Here is an 18523-nt window from a genome sequence, read left to right as displayed (position 1 = left end):
GAATTGATGCAGTCAGGCCGGGCGAGCCAGAGGCGGCGCGCGCGGACCGGTGGCACCGGCCGGAGCAAAGCTGGGGAGCCGAACAACGGATTCGAACGTGGGCGCCGAGCCCTGTCGCACACGCGTGCGAGGCGGTGCGAGCACTACCCGCAGGGCCGCGGATATGGCACCGTACAGCCGCTCGGCGACGGGGATCAGCGCGGCGCAGACCAGGGTGGCGCCGAGGTGGGCCAGCAGCATTCCGCCCGAGGGCAGGTAGCCGCCGAGTAGTTCGCCCGCCAGGGGGGCGGAGGTCGAGGGGGCGTGCTCATGGCCGTAGATCCCGGTCAGGGCGCCATGCCCGGCCACTTGACCGGCGGCAAGTACGCCGAGTACCGGAACCGGCCCGCGCCGCCACGGCAGCGCCCCGGCCACCAGCCCGGTGACCGAGGCCGCGATCAGGACCAGCGCCAGCTCGGCCGAGGACGGATACCCGCCGCCGGCCAGCCCGTGCGCGGCGACCGCGAGCGCCCCGACCGACGCGCCGACCAGGAAACCGCGCGGGCTACCGGTGGTCGGACGTGAGCGCATCTGCGGAACGGGTCAGCGCACGCCGAGCCGGGCCAGGACGTCGGATTCGATCCCGGTCAGCTCGGTGGCGATGGAGGTGTGCACGGCGCGACGACGCTGCGCGGGCATCTGGTCGGCGGTCCGCACAGCTGCGGTCAGGGCTTCGAGCCGGTTGCGGGTCACCGCGACGAACTTGTCCGATTCACCCTTGTCGCCGTTGGCACCGATCTTGTCGAGGGCGGCCTCGGTATTGGCGATCCGCGCATGCAGCCGCGCGCCGTGCCCGGTGTAATCGCCGAGCTGTTCGACGCCGATGCCGAGCTGGTTGGCCTTGCGATTGTCGAGCTGACCACGCACGAAGGTGGCGCCGCGGTAGGCGAGCGGGGCCAGCACCGGAACCAGGATCCGGGCGACGCCTATGTACTTCTTGACCTGGCTCACGCTGAACGGATCGCGCTCGGCCTTTGCCGCCGCCTTCAGTGCCGCTTTCTCTTCGGCATGCAATGCCGCGATCTGGGCCTTGGCGACCTTCTTCTGGGTGCGGTTCTCGGCGCGACGCTGCTTACGGTCGTTCTTGGCGCCGAGCTTGGCTTCCAGGGCAGCCTTGTGCTTGAGGGCTTTCGCCTCGGCCCGGCGGCTCGGGCGCCGCTTGCGCTTCGTGAACAACCCCATCGATGGCCCTCCGTCATGCTGGTTCGCCCTGGCGGCTCGGCGCGCGAAATGCCCGTCCGCCCATGTCACACGGTTTGCCGACACCCTATCCGGTCGCGGCCGGATGCTGCGAAGGTGGCGGGCCCATCGCCTGCGGCCCGCAGACGATTCGCGGTTCTGTCGGGGGTAGGGACCATACTGCTTACGTGCATCCGGGCAGTGCCGACCGAGAGGGTCGCGAGTTGGACGACGGAACCGAACAGAATCGGTCCGCCGCCGCCGCGACCGCGTTTCTCGATGCCAGAGGGCTGATCGGGTGCAGGCACCGGCTGAATATGAATGCCGCCCATCCGGAGATGCTGGCCGGTGTCCGTGAGGATGCCGGCGTCCAGCAGCGCCGTGACGCGGCGGTCGCGCACCGCGAACGGGTCCGTAACGCACTGGTCGGCGCGCGCCCCGACCAGTGGGTGGTGATCGATCCGTTGCTTCGTCCGGGGGAGAAGGCCGAATCCACCCTGCGCGCCTGCGCCGCGGGTGCCCTGTGCATCTGGGGCGGCATGCTGCCGCAGGAACCCGATACCGGCAGACGCGGCGGCGCCGAGATCCTGATGCGCGACCTCGACCGCGGCGGCTATATCCCGGTCATCGTCGTCAACCACAAGGTCACCGATCCCCGCCAGCCCGAGCCCGCGGAATTCCACCCGACCACCTCGGATCTGTATCACTGGGATCCGCAACCCGATCCGCACCGCAAACTGCGCCAGCAGCCGCGCGACCAGCAGCGCCTCGCTCATCTGTACCGCATGTTGCAGCGGCACGGATTGGCCGGCCCGGCCCTGCTTGGCGGGGTGATCGGCTACCACTTCGACCGTATCCTCGTCCACGATCTGACCCAGGTGCTCGCCGATTACGACCGGCGCTATGCCGACCGGATCGCGGTGGTGCGCGGTGAGTCGGCGACGGTGCCGTCGAAAGTGCCCGAATGCAGGCAGTGCCCGTGGTGGACGCGCGGTGGGGCCGACGGCCGCGGGTGTGAGGGCTGGTTGATCGACCATCGCGACGTCAGCCTGGTCGCGCCCGGCTCGCGGGCAGATGTGTTGCACGGGCACGGTGTGCGGACCATCGACGATCTGGCGGCCTGGTCGGCGCCCGAGCCCGAGGACTGGCAGCACGGTCCGTTCGACGAGGCCGTGGTCACCGCCCGCGCCTGGATCGCCGGCGCGCCGCTGGTGCGCAGATTCGAACAGGTGCAGGTGCGCCGCGCCGACGTCGAAGTCGACGTCGACCTGGAGAGTTTCCAGGAATTCGGCGCCTACCTGTGGGGCACGCTGCTGGACGGGGTGTACCGCCCGTTCGTCACCTGGGATCCATTGCCCACCGAGGACGAGGGCCGCTCCTTCGGCGAATTCTGGACCTGGCTGATGCGAGTGCGCGCCGAGGCGCTCGCCGCCGGGAAGACCTTTGCCGCCTACTGCTATTCGCGCACCGCCGAGGACAAATGGCTGTACGAGTCGGCGCGCAGGTTCGCCGGACAGCCAGGGGTTCCGACCGTCGAACAGGTGCGTGCCTTCGTCGATTCGCCGCAGTGGGTGGATATGTTCCAGGCCGTCACCGAGCAGTTCATCTGTCCGAATGGCAAGGGCCTCAAGAAGATCGCGCCGGTGGCCGGTTTCGCCTGGCGCGATCCCGAGGCCAACGGTGAGGCGTCGATGAGCTGGTACCGGCTGGCGGTCGGCTACGACGGCGAACCCGATCTCACCCAGCGCACCCGCTTGCTCGAGTACAACGAGGACGACGTGCGCGCCACCATGGTGCTGCGGGAATGGATGAATCCGCGGGTGCCCGGCCCGCACCGCGCCGACCTCGAGGTTCCTGCGCTCGCCGATTTCGCGCAGGTGTCGGGTGCGATCACCGGCGGCGGTACCATCTCGGCGTGACAGAGCACGTCGAACAACTCGAGTTCCAGGCCGAAACCCATCAGCTGCTCGAGCTGATGATCCACTCGGTCTACTCCAATAAAGACACGTTCCTGCGGGAGCTGATCTCGAACGCTTCCGACGCACTGGACAAGCTGCGGCTGGAGTCCTACAAGGACAAGGACCTGCACGTCGACACCTCCGACCTGCACATTGAGCTGGAGGTCGACACCGACGGTCGGGTCCTGACGGTTCGGGACAACGGCATCGGCATGTCGCGCGCCGAGGTGGTGGATCTGATCGGCACCCTCGCCAAATCGGGCACCGCTCAGCTGCGCAAGCAGCTCAGCGAGGCCAAGTCCGAGGCCGCTGCCGAGGAGCTGATCGGCCAGTTCGGTATCGGCTTCTACTCGACCTTCATGGTCGCCGACAAGGTCACCCTGACCACCCGCCGAGCCGGCGAGACCGAGGCGACCCGCTGGGTGGCCGAGGCCGGAAGCTCCACCTACAGCATCGAGACCGTCGAGGACGCCCCGCAGGGCACCGCGGTGACGTTGCAGCTCAAGGCTGCCGACGAGGACGATCACCTTTTCGACTACACCCAGGAGTGGAAGCTCCGCGAGATCGTCAAGAAGTACTCCGACTTCATCGCCTGGCCCATCCGCATGCAGGTGGAGCGCACCGTCACCGAGGGTGAGGGCGAGGACGCACAGGAGCAGACGGTCGTCGAAGAGCAGACCCTCAACTCCATGAAGGCGCTGTGGACCCGCCCCAAGAGCGAGGTCAGCGACGAGGAGTACCACGAGTTCTACAAGCATGTCAGCCATGCCTGGGATGAGCCGCTCGAGATCATCCCGCTCAAGGCCGAGGGCACCTTCGAATACCAGGCGCTGCTGTTCATCCCCTCGCAGGCACCGTTCGATCTGTTCACCCGCGAGCACAAGCGCGGTGTACAGCTCTACGTCAAGCGGGTGTTCATCATGGACAACTGTGAAGAGCTGATGCCGGAGTACCTGCGCTTCGTCAAGGGTGTGGTGGACGCACAGGACCTCTCGCTCAACGTCTCGCGCGAGATCCTGCAGCAGGACCGCCAGATCCAGATGATCCGCAAGCGCCTGGTGAAGAAGGTGCTGTCCACGGTCAAGGATGTGCAGGGCGCCGAGGATCAGGACAACTACCAGACCTTCTGGCGTGAGTTCGGCCGCGTCCTCAAGGAGGGTCTGCTCTCGGACTTCGACAACCGCGACACCATCCTCGCGGTGTCGTCGTTCGCGTCGACCGCGTCCGAATCCGACCTGGCCACGCTCGCTCAGTATGTGGAGCGGATGAAGGACGGCCAGGACTCGATCTACTACATGACCGGGGAATCCCGCCAGCAGGTGGAGAGCTCGCCACATCTGGAGGCCTTCCGGGCCAAGGGCCTCGAGGTGCTGATCCTGACCGATCCGGTCGATGAGATGTGGGTCGGCTCGGTGCCGGAATTCGACGGCAAGCCGTTCGTCTCGATCGCCAAGGGTGAGGTGGACCTGGAGACGGAGGAGGAGAAGAAGGAGTCCGAGCAGCTGCGTGAGCAGCAGGACAAGGACTACGCCGAACTGCTGGGCTGGCTCGGCAAGACCCTCGCCGACAGCGTCAAGGAGGTGCGCCTGACCAACCGGCTCACCACATCGCCCGCCTGTCTGGTCGGCGATGTCTTCGACTTCACGCCGATGCTCGAGCGGATGTACCGAGCCTCGGGCCAGGCGCTGCCGGAGACCAAGCGGATCCTCGAGCTCAACCCAACCCATCCGCTGGTGACCGGGCTGCGCGAGGCCTACGACACCCGCAAGCAGGACGCCGACGAGGGCAAGGTTCCCGAACTCGGCGAGACCGCCGAGTTGCTGTACGGCACAGCCGTACTGGCCGAGGGTGGCGAGCTGAAGGATCCGGCGAAATTCGCCCACATCCTCACCGATCGGCTGACCCGCACCCTCTGATTTACCGCGGCAGGCGGGCGGCGCCGCGAGATGCGCCGCCCGCCCATTCATTCCAGGGCAACATATTGGCTAACCTGTGGCGCAATGCTTCTGGTCGCCGTCTGATTCCGGCGCTCGCGTCAGCCCGGATGGGCTGTGAACAGCTGTTTGTAAAACTGCTGTTACCGATGGCGATAGGACTTCCGGAGTGCGAGAACCGTGCTCCGGACAGGAGATCGATCATGCCGACTACGACTCTGGGTGGCCGTAGCATCCGCCGGGCATTGGCACGGACCGCGCTGCTCGGTGCCATCGTGCTCGCACCTGCGATGGCCGCCGCGCCCGCGTTCGCCGAGCCGACCGGTTCGACGCCGACCGTCGCGCCCACTCGGCCGACAACCCCGACAACGCAGCCCACGCCTCCGGAGCACAAGCCGCCGAAGCCGTGTCCGGACGGTGGCTTCGATATGGGAACGGGTTGCCCGCCCCGGCAGACGGACCCGTACGGCCCCGACGGCTATGACGTGCACGGTTACGACCGCTCCGGCTACGACCGTTCGGGTTACGACCATTCCGGCCGCGATCGCTTCGGTCGGGACCGTTTCGGCTACGACCGCAACGGCATCGGCCGCGATGGCTACACCCGTGAGGGTTGCGCCGTCGACGGCAAAGACCGGCCGGATGCCGACCATGAGGCCTGCGAGCGTTGGCGGTCGCGCCCGGCGACCGGCAGCGCGGGCTGACCGACGCGCGTGTTGTCCGTCGGTGCCTAGGTACGCCGACGAACGGCTAGGACACACCGATGGCCGGACGCACGACGCCCGCCGACCCGTTGGATAACCAGGGCGGCGGGCGTCGAGTTCTGCTTCGTCGCGGAACTACCGCGGCGCCATGCGCAGCGCGCCGTCCATGCGGAAGGTCTCGCCGTTGAGGTAGTCGTGCTCAACGATGTACTGCGACAGCTGCGCGTACTCGTCCGGGCGGCCCAGCCGCGACGGGAACGGCACACCGGCCTCGAGGCCCTTGCGGTATTCCTCGGTGACACCGGCCAGCATCGGGGTGTCGATGATGCCGGGGGCGATGGTGTTGACCCGGATGCCGAACTGGGCCAGGTCGCGGGCGGCGGGAACGGTCATACCGTGCACGCCACCCTTGGAGGCCGAGTAGGCGATCTGGCCGATCTGGCCCTCGAACGCGGCGACCGAGGCGGTGTTGATGACGACGCCGCGCTGGCCGTAGTCGTCGACCGGATCGGTCTTGGCGATGGCGTCGGCGGCCAGGCGCATCACATTGAAGGTGCCGAGCAGGTTGACCGTGATGACGGTGCGGAACAGTTCCAGATCGTGCGGGCCGTTCTTGGACAGGATGCGACCCGCCCAGCCGACACCGGCGCAGTTGACCACGATGCGCAGCGGCACACCGGACTCGACGACCTTCGCCACCGCGGCGCTGACCTCGTCGTTGCTGGTCACGTCGGCGGGAAGGAGAGTGACACCGGCAGGCACGTTGTCGCCGGCGCGCTCGATCGACTGCGGCACGTCGAGCCCGAAGACGGTGGCGCCCAGTTCGGCGAAACGCTTGGCGGTGGCGGCGCCGAGGCCGGACGCGCCTCCGGTGACAATGGCGGCGGAACCCGAAATCTCCACGATGGTCCTCTCGTTCGTGACAAGCCAGTTGGCCCTTCGTCAATTGCACCCTAATAGGTGCGGAATGAGGTGCGGGTCACGGCTCCCTCCGTAGTGGCCGGCCGGTCCGCACTATTTACGAACATCGTTGTTCGTAGGTGGTACGGTCGGCCCTATGACGTCGATATTTGGTGGATCGGTCGCCGGTCGCCGGGTGCTGATCACTGGTGCGGCCCGCGGCATCGGAGCCGCACTGGCCAGGCAGTTGTTCGCACACGGTGCCGAAGTGGCACTGCTCGGACTGGAACCGGAGCTGCTCGGGAAGGTGGCGCGCGAATGCGGGGATGCCCCGTGGCGCTACTGCGATGTGAGCGACCGCGCGCAGGTGGACGCGGGGGTGGAGGCGGTCGTCGGTGAACTCGGCGGACTGGACGTGGTCGTCGCCAACGCGGGCGTCGCCAAACAGCTGCCGTTGATCGGCGGCGATCCCGTGGTGATGGAGCAGACGATAGCGGTCAATGTGCTCGGCGTGTACTACACGGTGCGCGCGGCGGGACCGCATATCTCGCATTCCGATGGCTACGCGCTGGTGGTCTCGTCGTTGGCTGCGGCGGTGCACCTCCCGCTGCTCGGCGCATACAGCGCGTCCAAAGCGGGGGTCGAAGCGCTCGGCGACACCCTGCGCCATGAACTGCGCCACACCGGGGCCAAGGTCGGTGTTGCCTACTTCGCCGAGCTCGACACCGATATGACCTCACGCGGATTCGGCACCGAAGCCGCCCGCTCACTGCTGGGGAAGGCGACGGTGTCCGGTGTGGCACCGCTGGGCCCCGCGATCGACGCCGTCGAGCGAGCGATCGCGCGGCGCCGCCGACGTGTCGTTTCGCCCTGGTGGGTGACGTTCGTGCTGCCGTTCCGGCCGATCGCGCAACGGGTCACCGACCTGGGCCTGCGGCGGGGAGTGGCCGACGCGCTGCGCATAGCCCGGACCGAAGCGACACCCTTCACGACCGAGCAGCCCACGCATACCAGCAGAATGGATCAGCATCCGCCCGACCGAACACCGGAGTAGCCCGCATGACCGACCCGGCCACCAGTCTCCGCCAGCTGCCGCGCGGCAGGCACGGTCTGCCCCGGGAGCAGGTCGTCGCCTCGCAGCGGGAGCGGATTCTGCAGGCGATGGGGGAGGCCATGGTCGACAGCGGCTATGTGGGAACGTCGGTCGCGGCGATCCTGAAGAAGGCCGGTGTGTCGCGGGAGACGTTCTACGAGCAATTCCGTTCCAAGGAAGACTGTTTCGAGGCCGCTTACGAGCGCGCCGTGCAGCAGTTGCTCGGCAGGATCGCCGAGACCGATACTCCGGCAGCCGATTCGGGCGCGGAGCCCGAGACCGACCCGACCGACCGGATGAGCCGGCTTCTCGGCACCTATCTGCAGCATCTGGCCGACGATCCGGCCAGCGCTCGGCTGTTCCTGGTCGAGGTATACGCGGTCGGTTCGAAAGCGGTCGCGCGCCGCATCGAGCTGCAGGACCTCTTCGTGGAACGGATCGTCGATGTCCTCGACGCCCGCACCGCCGAACAACGCTTCGCCTGCCAGACCCTCGCCGCCGCGATCGGATCAATGGTGACCGGAAAGGTCGCGGTCGACGATATGCCGGGGCTGCTCGCGCTCCGTGAACCGCTACTGGAACTCGTCGGGCGCGGTGGAGCGCTGTACGGGCAGGCACTGGCGTAGCGGGAGCCGCTGCGGGTCGGAGTCGAGGCCCTACCGCACCTCGTCGGCGGGTTGAACCCGGAAATCCGCCGGATCGCCCTGCGCGGTGACTTCTGCGCGCCGCCGGATCAGCGCATACATCACCGCACCGGCGATGAGCGGAACAACAACGGCGACCGCCGCACCGGGCAGGGTGCCGAGGTTCGGCCACACGATGCCGGTGAGCGTCAAGGAGCCGAAGAACAGGAACAGCAGGCCCGAACCGATGCCGATGGCGCGCTCGGGCAGATGCTTGCCGACCAGGATGCCGACCGCGATGGCCAGGGCGTCGGCGGCGACCATGCCGATGGTCGAACCGAGCCAGACCCCGGCCCAGTCGTAATCGGTGGCCAACGCAGCGGTCGCGAACATGGTGCGGTCGCCGAGTTCGGCCAGCAGGAACGCCGACAGCACCACGAAGAAGGGGGCCGCCGTCGCGAGGCGTGACACCTTGGGCGCTTCTTCGTCGTCGGGGTCGACGTGTTCGCGCAGCGTCCAGATGCCGACGGCGAGAAAGGTGAGCGCGGCAACCAGCGCGATGGCGGTGGTGGGCAGGGCCGCGCCGAGGAAGTGGCCGACCGCCACCGAGATGACGTGCACTGCGGCCGTTGCGGTGGCGATACCGCCGAGGACCACCCACCAGCGATAGCGCAGCGCGAACGTCAGCGCCATCAGCTGGGACTTGTCACCGAGTTCGGCGAGAAAGACGATGCCGACGCTCAGCAATACAATGGCGATCATTGGCGTGCACTCCCGGTCTCCGGCCAGCCGGCCGGGAAACGGGACGCCTCCGGCCGGCAACGAAAAGGTTGTCTCGGCCGAAGGTCTCGCCCACCGGATGGGATCCGGTTCACGCAGCCGGACCCGCGCCGCATGCGGCGGTGGATCAGTATGTCGACTACGCGATTGGGGGCTACTCCCCTTCGCTGCTGCCGACTCTACCCGCCCCAGCATCGCGACGGCAACTCGGTGTTGTCGAAATCGCAATGCGCGCAATAAGTTTGGCGATCCGCGCGCTAGTTTTCGGGTTCCCTTACGCGGCGAGCAGCATAGCCAGAACTGCGGTATCGGGATCGCTGATCGGATCGAGACCGACCCGGCTGACCAGCGAGGTCACCGTTCCGTCCAACTCCGCTTCGGCCCACGCCGCCCGGTGCTCGAGCCCTAGATGTGGGACCCCGGGCAGTAGCACGCAACCCGAGGCGGCGCCGGTGCATTCGGGCAGCGATGGGTTGGTTTCCGACGGTGGATGCAGCATCAGCAGGGCGGGCGGCACATGATCGGCAAACTTTCCCGGCGTCACCGCGTCCTCGCCGAGTACCGGCCCTTCGGCGAGCACCAGGCCCACGGTGCCGGGTTCGGGATCCTCCGGCAGATCCTCCCGCGCGCCGAAGACCGTCGAAGTGGACAGCAGTCCCGGCATGCTGGCCACCCGCACCGCGAGCACAAGGAGCTGCGCCCATTCCTTGGTGGTGTCGGGCCAGCGGCCGGAGATGACGAACCCGCACAGGGATCCGCGGGCTTGGAACGGCGTGACGCCGATCGGACCATTGCTACGCATGATGCCTCCCGTCACGAAACCGGGGGCGGCCTTGCCCGTCCTCGAACTGGGACTTGAAGAATGAACCACAAACCATCTGGCACACAAGTACCAAAGAGTGCTAGGAGCGGTGGACGAGCCGGTGCTGACGGGCGCTCATCTGTGAAAATGCGAAGGGCCGCGACACCGTATGGTGTCGCGGCCCGGGCGCGTCGGTTGCTTGCGCAACGACTGATTTCGCGAGGTTACGGGTAACTCACCGGGGACGCCCAGAACTCGGCAGCCACCTGACCGCCGGCCCGGTACGAAAGTCCCTTGGCACCCACGACCGGCAAAAACCTCGGAGAGGCGGACGAGCCTAGCCGAAGATGAGGCCCTTGCCCTCGCTGACGGCCCTGGCGAAGCGCTCCTGCACGTCGGCCCAATTGACGACGTTCCAGAACGCGGTCACGTAGTCGGCCTTGACGTTCTTGTACTGCAGGTAGAACGCGTGCTCCCACATGTCGACCTGCAGCAGCGGGATGATGCCGAGCGGCACGTTGGCCTGCTGGTCGTAGAGCTGGAAGGTCAGCAGCTTCTGGCCGAGGGTGTCGTAGCCGAGCACCGCCCAGCCCGAGCCCTGCAGACCGTTGGCCGCGGCGGTGAACTGCGCGCGGAACTTGTCGAACGAGCCGAACTGGTCGTCGATGGCCGCGGCCAGCTCGCCGACCGGCTTGTCGCCACCGTTGGGCGAGAGGTTCTTCCACCAGATGGAGTGGTTGACGTGTCCGCCGAGGTGGAACGCGAGGTTCTTCTCGTTGAGGAAGATGGCGCCGTGATCACCGGCTTCGCGAGCTGCTTCGAGCTTCTCGAGCGCGGTGTTCACACCGGCGACGTAGGCGGCGTGGTGCTTGGAATGGTGAATCTCGTTGATCTGCCCGGAGATGTGGGGTTCCAGGGCGCTGTAGTCGTAATCCAGATCCGGCAGCGTGTACTCAGCCACGATGTCCCTTCCTTGTCGGGCCGCGCGCTCGCGAACCTCGCGAGCGCTCTCGACCATCATTCGTACACCCGATCGGTTCCAACTCGCCCCGATGCCCCGGCATTCCGGTGATGGCGCTCACTCGGGCGGTCCGGACGTGCGCACGTCAAGGGCATCGGCGACCGAAAGAACCGCACTCGTAGCATCGAACCACGTCCTGGTACGACGAACTAGTCGGGCGGGACAGATAACTCGCGTAGCCCTACAGCGGAGGGGCGATACCGGGGCGCCTGGTGCGCGGATCGCCCGCGTCGTGTGCCTCCCACCAACGCACCCCACCGGAGACGAAATCCTTCAGCGGGATCTCGGTGCCGTTGACATCGTGGATGGTGATGGTGTCGAACCACACCCGGACGTCGAGTTCGCGCGGATCGAGGCCTTCCTCCTGCGAGAACTCGAGCACGTGCGCGGACACCCGCTGATCGATCATGGTGTCGAAGCTCAACAGCTCGCTCCACAGTGACCAGCCGCTGTCGTCGAGATCGATGAATTCCCAGCCGTGCAACCGGCCGCCGCCGAAACTGGTGATGGCATCGCCGAGCCCGGTCAGCTCGAGCGGCAGCACGGTGGGTTCGACGTCGTCCCATCGATGGATGCGCAGCGAGGCCGCGACCCGGGTGACGCCGTGGAAGGTCATGCGGACCTTGGTGTCCGCGGAGGTTTTCTCCTGTTTCGGGAGAGTCAGTACCTCCAGGTCGAGTCGAAGTGTGCCGGCCTCGGCGTCGACGTCGAGACCGAGGCACGCGGCCTCCGACAGTGCGACGTCGATTCCGGCGGTGTCCAATCCGTCAAGTAGCCCCCTGCTCGAGTTCATAGCGCCAGGCTACCGAGATCGCCGCCCAGATCGGCGCATTTCAAGTTTTCACTAGGGTTGTCGTTTTTTATGGAACCGAATCCGGACCGCTTCCGTCCAAGTACATGTCGGGAGCTTCGAAGGCGCAGCTCCCGAAGAGGCGGCGAATGACCGCTCCGGGATGGCTGGAGGGGAGTCCCGGATCGGTCGTTCGCAACCCGCCGAGCAGTGATCACGCTGATGAGACACCCGATAGTGTCTCCCTGTGGACAGGACGCTCACCGATAGCTGACGCCTGTGGATCAGGTTGTGGAATCTGTGGATAACTACACCGATCTATCCACATGTCCCCGGAAATCGGGGCATCGGTCCGGAGGCGGCGGGGCATAACCTACGCGGACCCCGCTGCACCCGGTGTGGCGAGGCATCCGGTGTCCTCACCGATGGCCGGGTATGGAAGTCCGCAATCGTACGGTACGCATGGCAGGATCGAACACGTGACGAGCTCCGAGGTCCCGACGGTACCGCTACACGAGGTGCCCGGTGCGTTCGACGACAGCGTGCGCGCTGCCGCGCACAAGGCCGAGGCGATCCTGCTCGACGTGCGTGAGCCCGACGAGTGGGCACTCGGGCACGCGCCCGGCGCGATCCACATTCCGGTGGACGACATCCCCGCGCGCTTGGACGAACTGGATTACGACGCCCAGCTCTATGTCATCTGTCGACAGGGCGGACGGTCCATCGAGGCGGTCAAATACCTGACCCACGTCGGATTCGATGCCGTGTTCGTCGTCGGCGGCATGGTGGAGTGGCAGCGTATCGGTCGTCCGCTGATGGGCGAGGGCGAGCGCGAGCCCAAGATCTACTGACGAAAGAGCGAGGTGCGACGGCTTTGAGTACGGTGGTGCAACCCTGTGCGCGCTGCGGCGCGCGCTGGGCCGTACAGCAGGCGGCGCCGATGCACTGGTGCCCGCGATGCCGTGGCGTGCTGCTCTCGCCCGGGCCGATCGACGCACCCGCCGAACGGCGAAACTATCGCTGGGTCGCCCGCAGGCCAGACCATCGTCCGCGCGGTCCCGTCGCGCCGGGCCGCACCGGACCAACCCCGACGCCCCGCTACACCCAGATCCCGCGCTGGGGTCTGCGGGATGTCCCGGCGCCGGTCGCCGCCGCGCCGCGCAGACCGCTGAATGTGCTCGCGGGCTGGCTGCCCGGTCTGCTGGTCGGCGTGGCGCTGATGTTCGGTATCGCGGCGGGTGCCGAACTCGGCCGCTACCTGCTGCTGATGCACAACCGCACCCGGTTGATCGATCCACTGCTGCTGAACTTCTCGGACGCGATGGTCAACGCCTCCGCCCTCTTCGCTGCCGTCCTCGCGCTGCTCGCGGCCATCGGCGCGGTCGGCTGGCTGATCGAAGCGCGCCACGCCGCCTATGAACGCCTCGGCAGGCGTGATCCGCGCTCGCCGCGCACGCTGGTGCTCGGTTGCGTGATTCCGGTGGTCAACCTGCTGTGGCCGGGTGTCTACCTGACCGAGATGGTGGCAGGTCGCGACGATCCACGTGCGCTGCGCGCGGTGCGCGTGTGGTGGGCGGTGTGGATATTCGGCGGTGCCTGCGCGGTTGCCGCATTGTTCTGGCGGACCGCCGACTCGCTGCAAGCCGAAGCCGACGGGGTGCTGTTCAGCGCCTTCACCGATGCCGTTGCCGCCGCGGTCGCGGTCGCGACGCTGTGGGTGGTGCGAGTCGTCGAGGGCCGGGATCTGCTCGGCCGCGCCCACATGGCCCATCGCTGGGTGGTCGCCGCCGATCCCGCGGTGCCCGTCATCGAACCGGTGCAGCCGGGCATGGTTACGGCTGCGGCGCGCGTCGAGACCGCCGATGGGGAACCGGCGGCGGAGCCGAGTGGCGAGGCCGACCGTGAGCATCTGGAGCAGGAGGTTGTCGCGAAGTGAACCAGTCCGATCGCGCGCCATTCGTCGTCGCGCACCGTGGCGCGTCCGCCGAACGCCCCGAGCACACCCTCGCCGCCTATGAGCTGGCCCTACAGGAGGGCGCGGACGGCGTCGAATGCGATGTCCGGTTGACCAGGGACGGCCATCTGGTCTGCGTGCACGACCGCACCGTCGACCGGACATCCTCGGGCAGCGGTCTGGTCAGCGAACTCACCCTTGACGAGCTGAAGGCGCTGGATTTCGGCGCCACGGGCGAGCCGGCCACGGTCCTCACGCTCGCTGAGCTGATCGGCCTCGTGCTGGACTGGCGCAGCCGCCCGACCAAGCTGTTCATCGAGACCAAACATCCGGTCCGCTACGGCGCACTGGTGGAGAACAAATTGCTCGCCGAGTTGCAGCGCTTCGGCATCGCCACTCCGGCCTCCGCCGATCACTCCAGGGCTGTGGTCATGTCGTTCGCGGCCACCGCGGTGTGGCGGATCCGGCGCGCGGCCCCGTTGCTGCCGACGGTGCTGCTCGGTGAATCCTCGCGCTACCTGGGCGGCAGTGCCGCGACCACCGTCGGCGCCACCGCCGTCGGCCCGTCGGTGAAGACCCTGCGCGAGCATCCCGACCTGGTGGACAAGGCGGCTGCCGCAGGCCGCGCCACCTACTGCTGGACCGTCGACGACCCCGAGGACGTGCGGTTGTGCGCCGACCTCGGCGTCAGCTGGGTGGCGACCAATCATCCCGGCCGCACCAAAGCGCTGCTGGCCACCACTTAGGGTTGGCCCCATGCTGCCCCTGAACGAAGGCGTGGCGCGCGGAGCCCGGGCCCGGTATCGGTGTAGTTTGACCAGCCGTGGGTAAGAGCAAGCGCAACAGTCCGAAGCCCGGCGGGAACCGGGCCCAGCGTCTCGCCGAACGGCGTGCCGCGCAGGAACAGGCCGCCGCGTCCGTCACGCGCCCGTTCCAGGGTGTGGCCGCCGAGTGTGATCTCGTCGCGTTGCGCGAGTTCGTGCCGTCAGCGACCGCGACATTGAAGCTGTCGCCGGGTGCGGCGGCCGAGCGTTCGGTCGTTCTCGCCACGGTGCTACCGGGTGCGGTCGCCGCGCTGGTGCGCGCCGGTGACGAGCCGACCGGCTATGTCGGCGTACAGGTACAGGCCGAAGGCGAGAATCCCGCCGCCGATATCGCCGCCGCCATCCTGTGGACCCAGTCGGCTGAACCGGGCGAATCGCTGTCCTCCGCCGAGAGCGTCGAGGGTGGGCCCGCACTGACCGACGTCATCGACCCGGGCGCCGCGCTCGAGTTGACGGTGCATCAGGACTTCGACTGGTGGGTGCCCGAAGGCGTGGAGCCCGATCCGCAGGTGGCCGCGACGATCGAGCAGGCCAAGCAGGCGATCATGCCCTCGGATCGGCTGGATCTTGGTGGCGACGCGATCGGCGCGGCGTGGTGGGTCGACGCCGGCGACAAGGCCCATCTGCGCTGGGTGCGGCCGGAACCGGAAGACGATCTGATGTTGGCGCTGGCCCGGTTGCACGCCGCGGGCGGCCTGCATCTGGGCGAGGGTTCGCGTTTCGCGGGCTCCTTCCGGACCCACGGGCTGCTGGTGCCGGTGTTCGATCTGGATCCCGAGCGTCACGCGTCCGAGTGGACCGCGCCTGCGATCGAGTTCGGTGCCCGGCTGGCGGAGGCGTTGGCCTCGGATGCGCCGATGTCGGCGGAGGAGCGGCGTTCGCGTGACGGGCTGCGGTCGCGCCAGGTCACGCTGCGCTGAATGCGTATAGAGCGGTGCGCGGTCGGTTGACGCTGCGCTGAGACATGACGACGGCTTCGGCGTCCGGCGGTGTGCCGGGCCCGGAGCCGTTGCTGTTGGCGGCTTCGAAATTCCATCGGAGTAATTTTGTGAAAAACACTCCTTTCTAATCTCGGCTCCGTTACGTTCTCTGCATCACCGAAAGCTGGTGAAGGTGAGGGAAACCTCACCGGCCGATGAGGAAAGTAGGGAAATTCATGGACGCCATTCTCGAGCTTCTGACCACGCTTATCAGCAGCCTGAGCGCCAGCGCGGGCTGACGCGTGCGCAATTCGGCAGGCCCAGCGCGTCGCGAAGTGCTGGGCCTGCCGTTGCTCTGTCTGACGGTTTCGTAAAGCGGTCTTACACCGACCCACCCGCGGCTGACGGCGCACCCGAAGTATTGCTGGGGCCGCTCATTTCGCGGGCGATGAATTCCTCCAGATCGAACAGGTTCGACCCGGCGCGATCGGCGATCGTCAGGAGGGTGTTCATATTGGCAACCTCCTCGACCTGCTCCTTCAGGAACCACTGCATGAACTGCTCGCCCAGGTAGTCACCCTCTTCGCGGGCGGTGCTCGCCAGCTGGATGATCTGGTCGGTGACCGTCTTCTCCTGCGCCAGCGCCAATGCGATGGGCTCGCGGGCATTCTCGAAATGCGATTTCGCACCGTCGATGCCGCCGAGTTCGATGCTGATATCCCGATCGAGGAAGTACTGCACGATCATCATCGCGTGGTTACGTTCCTCTACGGCCTGGGCATAGAAGCGTTTTGCCAACTGCGGCAGGTCGGCATTGTCGAACCAAACCGCAATCGCGATGTACTGATGCTCGGCATTGAATTCATGCCGGATCTGATCGTGGAGCAGGCTGTGGAATTTGCTGCGTGGGTTTTCCGGATGGCTGGACATGACACAGACGTTATCGCTGGTCAGCGCCCTTGTCATCCAAGTCGACCCTTATTGAGGATAGTGTTTCCTAATTAGTTGCGCACTGTCCCAGCCATTTTCGGCATCGTGTCGGCGGCAGGCTTGACGGGAGTACGCAGCTCACGCGCGGCGAATTCCTCGACATCGAACAGGTTGCCCGCGGCCCGCTCGAGCACCGTCAGCAACGTCGTCATCCCGGCGACCTCGTCCATCTGCTGTTCCAGAAACCACTGCACGAACTGTTCACCGAGATAGTCACCGGAGGCGCGGGCGGCCTTCGCGAGCTCGATGGTCTGATCGGTCAGTGTCTTCTCCCTGGCGAGCAGGAAAGATAATGCGGCATGGGGGGATTCGAAGCTGGGCCGGACTTCGTCCAGACCGCCGACGGCGACCTCGAGATCACGGTCGAGCAGATGCTGCACCATGCGCAGCGCATGCCCGCGATGTTCGTCGGAGCGGCCGTAACAATGTCGTGCCAACTGGGGTAGTCGGTCGGCCTCGAAGTACACCGCGGCAGCCAGATACTGCTGGCCCGCGGTGAATCCGTGCCGGATCTGATCGCGCAGCATGGCCGGGAACGACCGGCCGACGTCGGTGTCGGGCATGTGTCCGACGTTACTCGCCGCGCAGGTCCTCCGGAATGGGTCGACCGGCCGCGAGCGCCTCGAAGAATCGGCTCGCATTGGCCTTGTCCCACAGCAGCACATTGCCGCTGGAGGTGTCGCTGAAGCCGCCGATCGGCACTGTCGTGGCCAGCGTGTCGCCGCGCAGCGCCCAGCCGAGCCGAGCCAGATCCCAGATGTGGTCCCCGTTGTCGACGGTGAGCGATGTCGCGGTGTCCCGGGCCATCGGCCACAGCTTGAACGGGTTGGCGAGCGTTGTCGGGCTCGTGGCCTGCTCCAGGAGCGCGGACAGGAACAGCCGCTGGTTGTTCATCCGGTCGATATCGGCGAGCGCTGTGGCGCGGCTGCGCACGAAACCCAGGGCCTGCGGGCCGTTCAAGGTCTGGCAGCCCGCGGCGAGGTTGACGCCCGCGAGCGGGTCGTCGATGGGCTGCGGCACACAGACGTCGATGCCTCCGAGCGCGTCGACCACGCCGGCGAATCCGGCGAATCCGATCTGCGCGTAATGGTCGATGTGCAGGCCGGTGGCGATCTCCACCGATTGCACGAGCAGTTGCGGGCCGCCGAAGGCAAAGGAGGCGTTGAGCTTGTCCTGGCCGTAGCCCGGAATGCTGACATAGGAGTCGCGCGGCAGACTCACCAGCGTCGTTCGGCCCGACGGTGGGACGTGCACCAGGATGATGGTGTCGGTGCGTTCCGGACCGACCTCACCACCGGTGGCCAGGCCCTGCTCCTGATCGGACGACAGGCCGGATCGACTGTCCGAACCGACGAGCAGCCAGTTGGTTCCCGGGGTATCGCCGACGCGATCGGCGTAGTCGGCCAGAGCGTCGATGCGGTGCAAGGTCCGATCGAGCTGGATGACCGCGGTCACTATCAGCAGCGCGAACACGACGAGCATGACCAGGATCCACCGGAAGATATGCCGTTTGCGCTTGGGCCGCGGCGGTCGCGGCGCCCGCCCACCACCGCGTGGCGGGCGGCTCGGCGGCGGTGGCGGAACATCGCCGCGCCGTCTGCCCGGAGGTTCGTCCTCGCGGAACGGGACGGGTTTCTGCGTCGGCGCGTGGGTGGATTCGCGGTACGGCGGCGGGGCGTATGCCTGATCGTGGGAGGCGACCGTCTCGCGTTTGGTCCTGCCGTCGTGAGCGGGCGGCGGTGACCGCCGGTCGGCGGGGGTGTCAGGTACCTCCGACCAGGCCAGCGGCGGCGCGTAACCGCGGCCGTCACGATGCATCACCTGGGTCGGCTCGATATGTGGCGGATCGGCGGACGGCGCGGGTCGTCGCAGCCGGGGATCGTCCTGCTCCCGGCGCGGACCGTCCTTGCGTTGTCCTGGATCGCCTCGGAATGCTTCGGGACGGCGCATACCCCGCTCACCGGGATGCGGGCCGGGCGCCGGGGGGCGTCGGCCGGGGTCGGGACGGCGAG

The 18523-nt window shown here is 67.3% G+C and carries 19 protein-coding genes; 9 read left to right on the top strand and 10 right to left on the bottom strand.

Going from position 1 to position 18523, the window contains the following annotated elements; genetic code table 11:
• Nucleotides 1-12: 12 nt before the first annotated feature.
• Together GV792_RS04270 and GV792_RS04265 are read right to left on the bottom strand one after the other, a co-directional pair.
• Complete coding sequence (locus GV792_RS04270; protein ID WP_163822313.1) at nt 13-570, bottom strand: hypothetical protein; 558 nt, start codon at nt 568-570, stop codon at nt 13-15.
• Nucleotides 571-582: 12 nt separating this feature from the next.
• Nucleotides 583-1221, bottom strand: a complete 639-nt coding sequence (locus tag GV792_RS04265) for a DUF6474 family protein (RefSeq protein ID WP_163822312.1) — start codon at nt 1219-1221, stop codon at nt 583-585.
• Nucleotides 1222-1535: 314 nt separating this feature from the next.
• Between GV792_RS04265 and GV792_RS04260 the strand changes: the two genes are divergently transcribed.
• The 3 genes from GV792_RS04260 (at nt 1536) to GV792_RS04250 (ending at nt 5814) form a co-directional block, all read left to right on the top strand.
• Nucleotides 1536-3137 carry a TM0106 family RecB-like putative nuclease gene (locus GV792_RS04260; RefSeq protein WP_256673767.1) on the top strand — a complete coding sequence of 534 codons (1602 nt, stop codon included), beginning with the start codon at nt 1536-1538 and terminating at the stop codon, nt 3135-3137.
• Nucleotides 3134-5092, top strand: a complete 1959-nt coding sequence (htpG, locus tag GV792_RS04255; protein ID WP_163822311.1) for a molecular chaperone HtpG — start codon at nt 3134-3136, stop codon at nt 5090-5092. The genes GV792_RS04260 and htpG overlap by 4 nt, the downstream gene beginning before the upstream one ends.
• Before the next feature lie 221 nt (nt 5093-5313).
• A complete protein-coding gene (locus tag GV792_RS04250; protein WP_163822310.1) occupies nt 5314-5814 on the top strand; it encodes a hypothetical protein in 501 nt (166 codons plus the stop codon).
• A gap of 135 nt (nt 5815-5949) precedes the next feature.
• Here the strand turns inward: GV792_RS04250 and GV792_RS04245 are convergent, their stop codons facing one another.
• Nucleotides 5950-6717 carry an SDR family NAD(P)-dependent oxidoreductase gene (locus tag GV792_RS04245; protein ID WP_163822309.1) on the bottom strand — a complete coding sequence of 256 codons (768 nt, stop codon included), beginning with the start codon at nt 6715-6717 and terminating at the stop codon, nt 5950-5952.
• A 154-nt stretch (nt 6718-6871) separates the two neighbouring features.
• On the opposite strand from GV792_RS04245, the gene GV792_RS04240 reads away from it, so the two are divergent.
• Both GV792_RS04240 and GV792_RS04235 read left to right on the top strand, forming a co-directional pair.
• Nucleotides 6872-7768 (top strand): SDR family NAD(P)-dependent oxidoreductase, encoded by an 897-nt coding sequence (locus GV792_RS04240; protein ID WP_163822308.1) that lies wholly within the window; start codon nt 6872-6874, stop codon nt 7766-7768.
• Nucleotides 7769-7773: 5 nt separating this feature from the next.
• The gene (locus GV792_RS04235) at nt 7774-8433 is read left to right on the top strand and encodes a TetR/AcrR family transcriptional regulator (protein WP_163822307.1); all 660 of its coding nucleotides are present in this window, start codon (nt 7774-7776) and stop codon (nt 8431-8433) included.
• A 30-nt stretch (nt 8434-8463) separates the two neighbouring features.
• Here GV792_RS04235 and GV792_RS04230 read toward each other — a convergent pair whose 3' ends face one another.
• The 4 genes from GV792_RS04230 to GV792_RS04215 form a co-directional block, all read right to left on the bottom strand.
• The gene (locus tag GV792_RS04230; RefSeq protein ID WP_163822306.1) at nt 8464-9192 is read right to left on the bottom strand and encodes a TMEM165/GDT1 family protein; all 729 of its coding nucleotides are present in this window, start codon (nt 9190-9192) and stop codon (nt 8464-8466) included.
• A 292-nt stretch (nt 9193-9484) separates the two neighbouring features.
• A complete protein-coding gene (locus tag GV792_RS04225) occupies nt 9485-10012 on the bottom strand; it encodes a peptidase (RefSeq protein ID WP_163822305.1) in 528 nt (175 codons plus the stop codon).
• A gap of 337 nt (nt 10013-10349) precedes the next feature.
• On the bottom strand, nt 10350-10973 hold the full coding sequence (locus GV792_RS04220; protein ID WP_163822304.1) for a superoxide dismutase: 624 nt from the start codon (nt 10971-10973) through the stop codon (nt 10350-10352).
• Nucleotides 10974-11214: 241 nt separating this feature from the next.
• The gene (locus tag GV792_RS04215; RefSeq protein WP_175583169.1) at nt 11215-11826 is read right to left on the bottom strand and encodes a hypothetical protein; all 612 of its coding nucleotides are present in this window, start codon (nt 11824-11826) and stop codon (nt 11215-11217) included.
• A 476-nt stretch (nt 11827-12302) separates the two neighbouring features.
• Here GV792_RS04215 and GV792_RS04210 point away from each other — a divergent pair, with 476 nt between their 5' ends.
• The 4 genes from GV792_RS04210 to GV792_RS04195 all read left to right on the top strand — a co-directional run bounded on the left by GV792_RS04210 (nt 12303) and on the right by GV792_RS04195 (nt 15521).
• Entirely contained in the window at nt 12303-12674 is a 372-nt protein-coding gene (locus tag GV792_RS04210; protein WP_163822303.1) for a rhodanese-like domain-containing protein, read from the top strand.
• A 32-nt stretch (nt 12675-12706) separates the two neighbouring features.
• Nucleotides 12707-13759, top strand: coding sequence for a DUF4328 domain-containing protein (locus tag GV792_RS04205; RefSeq protein ID WP_309138662.1), 1053 nt, complete (start codon nt 12707-12709; stop codon nt 13757-13759).
• The gene (locus tag GV792_RS04200) at nt 13756-14523 is read left to right on the top strand and encodes a glycerophosphodiester phosphodiesterase (RefSeq protein WP_163822302.1); all 768 of its coding nucleotides are present in this window, start codon (nt 13756-13758) and stop codon (nt 14521-14523) included. The genes GV792_RS04205 and GV792_RS04200 overlap by 4 nt, the downstream gene beginning before the upstream one ends.
• Before the next feature lie 77 nt (nt 14524-14600).
• On the top strand, nt 14601-15521 hold the full coding sequence (locus GV792_RS04195; RefSeq protein ID WP_163822301.1) for a DUF5926 family protein: 921 nt from the start codon (nt 14601-14603) through the stop codon (nt 15519-15521).
• Nucleotides 15522-15902: 381 nt separating this feature from the next.
• Here the strand turns inward: GV792_RS04195 and GV792_RS04190 are convergent, their stop codons facing one another.
• The 3 genes from GV792_RS04190 to GV792_RS04180 form a co-directional block, all read right to left on the bottom strand.
• The gene (locus tag GV792_RS04190) at nt 15903-16451 is read right to left on the bottom strand and encodes a ferritin (RefSeq protein WP_163822300.1); all 549 of its coding nucleotides are present in this window, start codon (nt 16449-16451) and stop codon (nt 15903-15905) included.
• 71 nt (nt 16452-16522) lie between these two features.
• Nucleotides 16523-17074 (bottom strand): ferritin, encoded by a 552-nt coding sequence (locus GV792_RS04185; protein WP_163822299.1) that lies wholly within the window; start codon nt 17072-17074, stop codon nt 16523-16525.
• Nucleotides 17075-17084: 10 nt separating this feature from the next.
• Entirely contained in the window at nt 17085-18332 is a 1248-nt protein-coding gene (locus GV792_RS04180) for an LCP family protein (protein WP_163822678.1), read from the bottom strand.
• Between the last annotated feature and the right edge of the window lie 191 nt (nt 18333-18523).

It is taken from the genome of Nocardia cyriacigeorgica (genome assembly GCF_010868145.1).
GTDB classification, from domain to species: Bacteria; Actinomycetota; Actinomycetes; order Mycobacteriales; family Mycobacteriaceae; genus Nocardia; species Nocardia cyriacigeorgica_D.
Note: the sequence above shows the minus strand (reverse complement) of the source record. Positions and strands in the feature narration are given on the sequence as shown.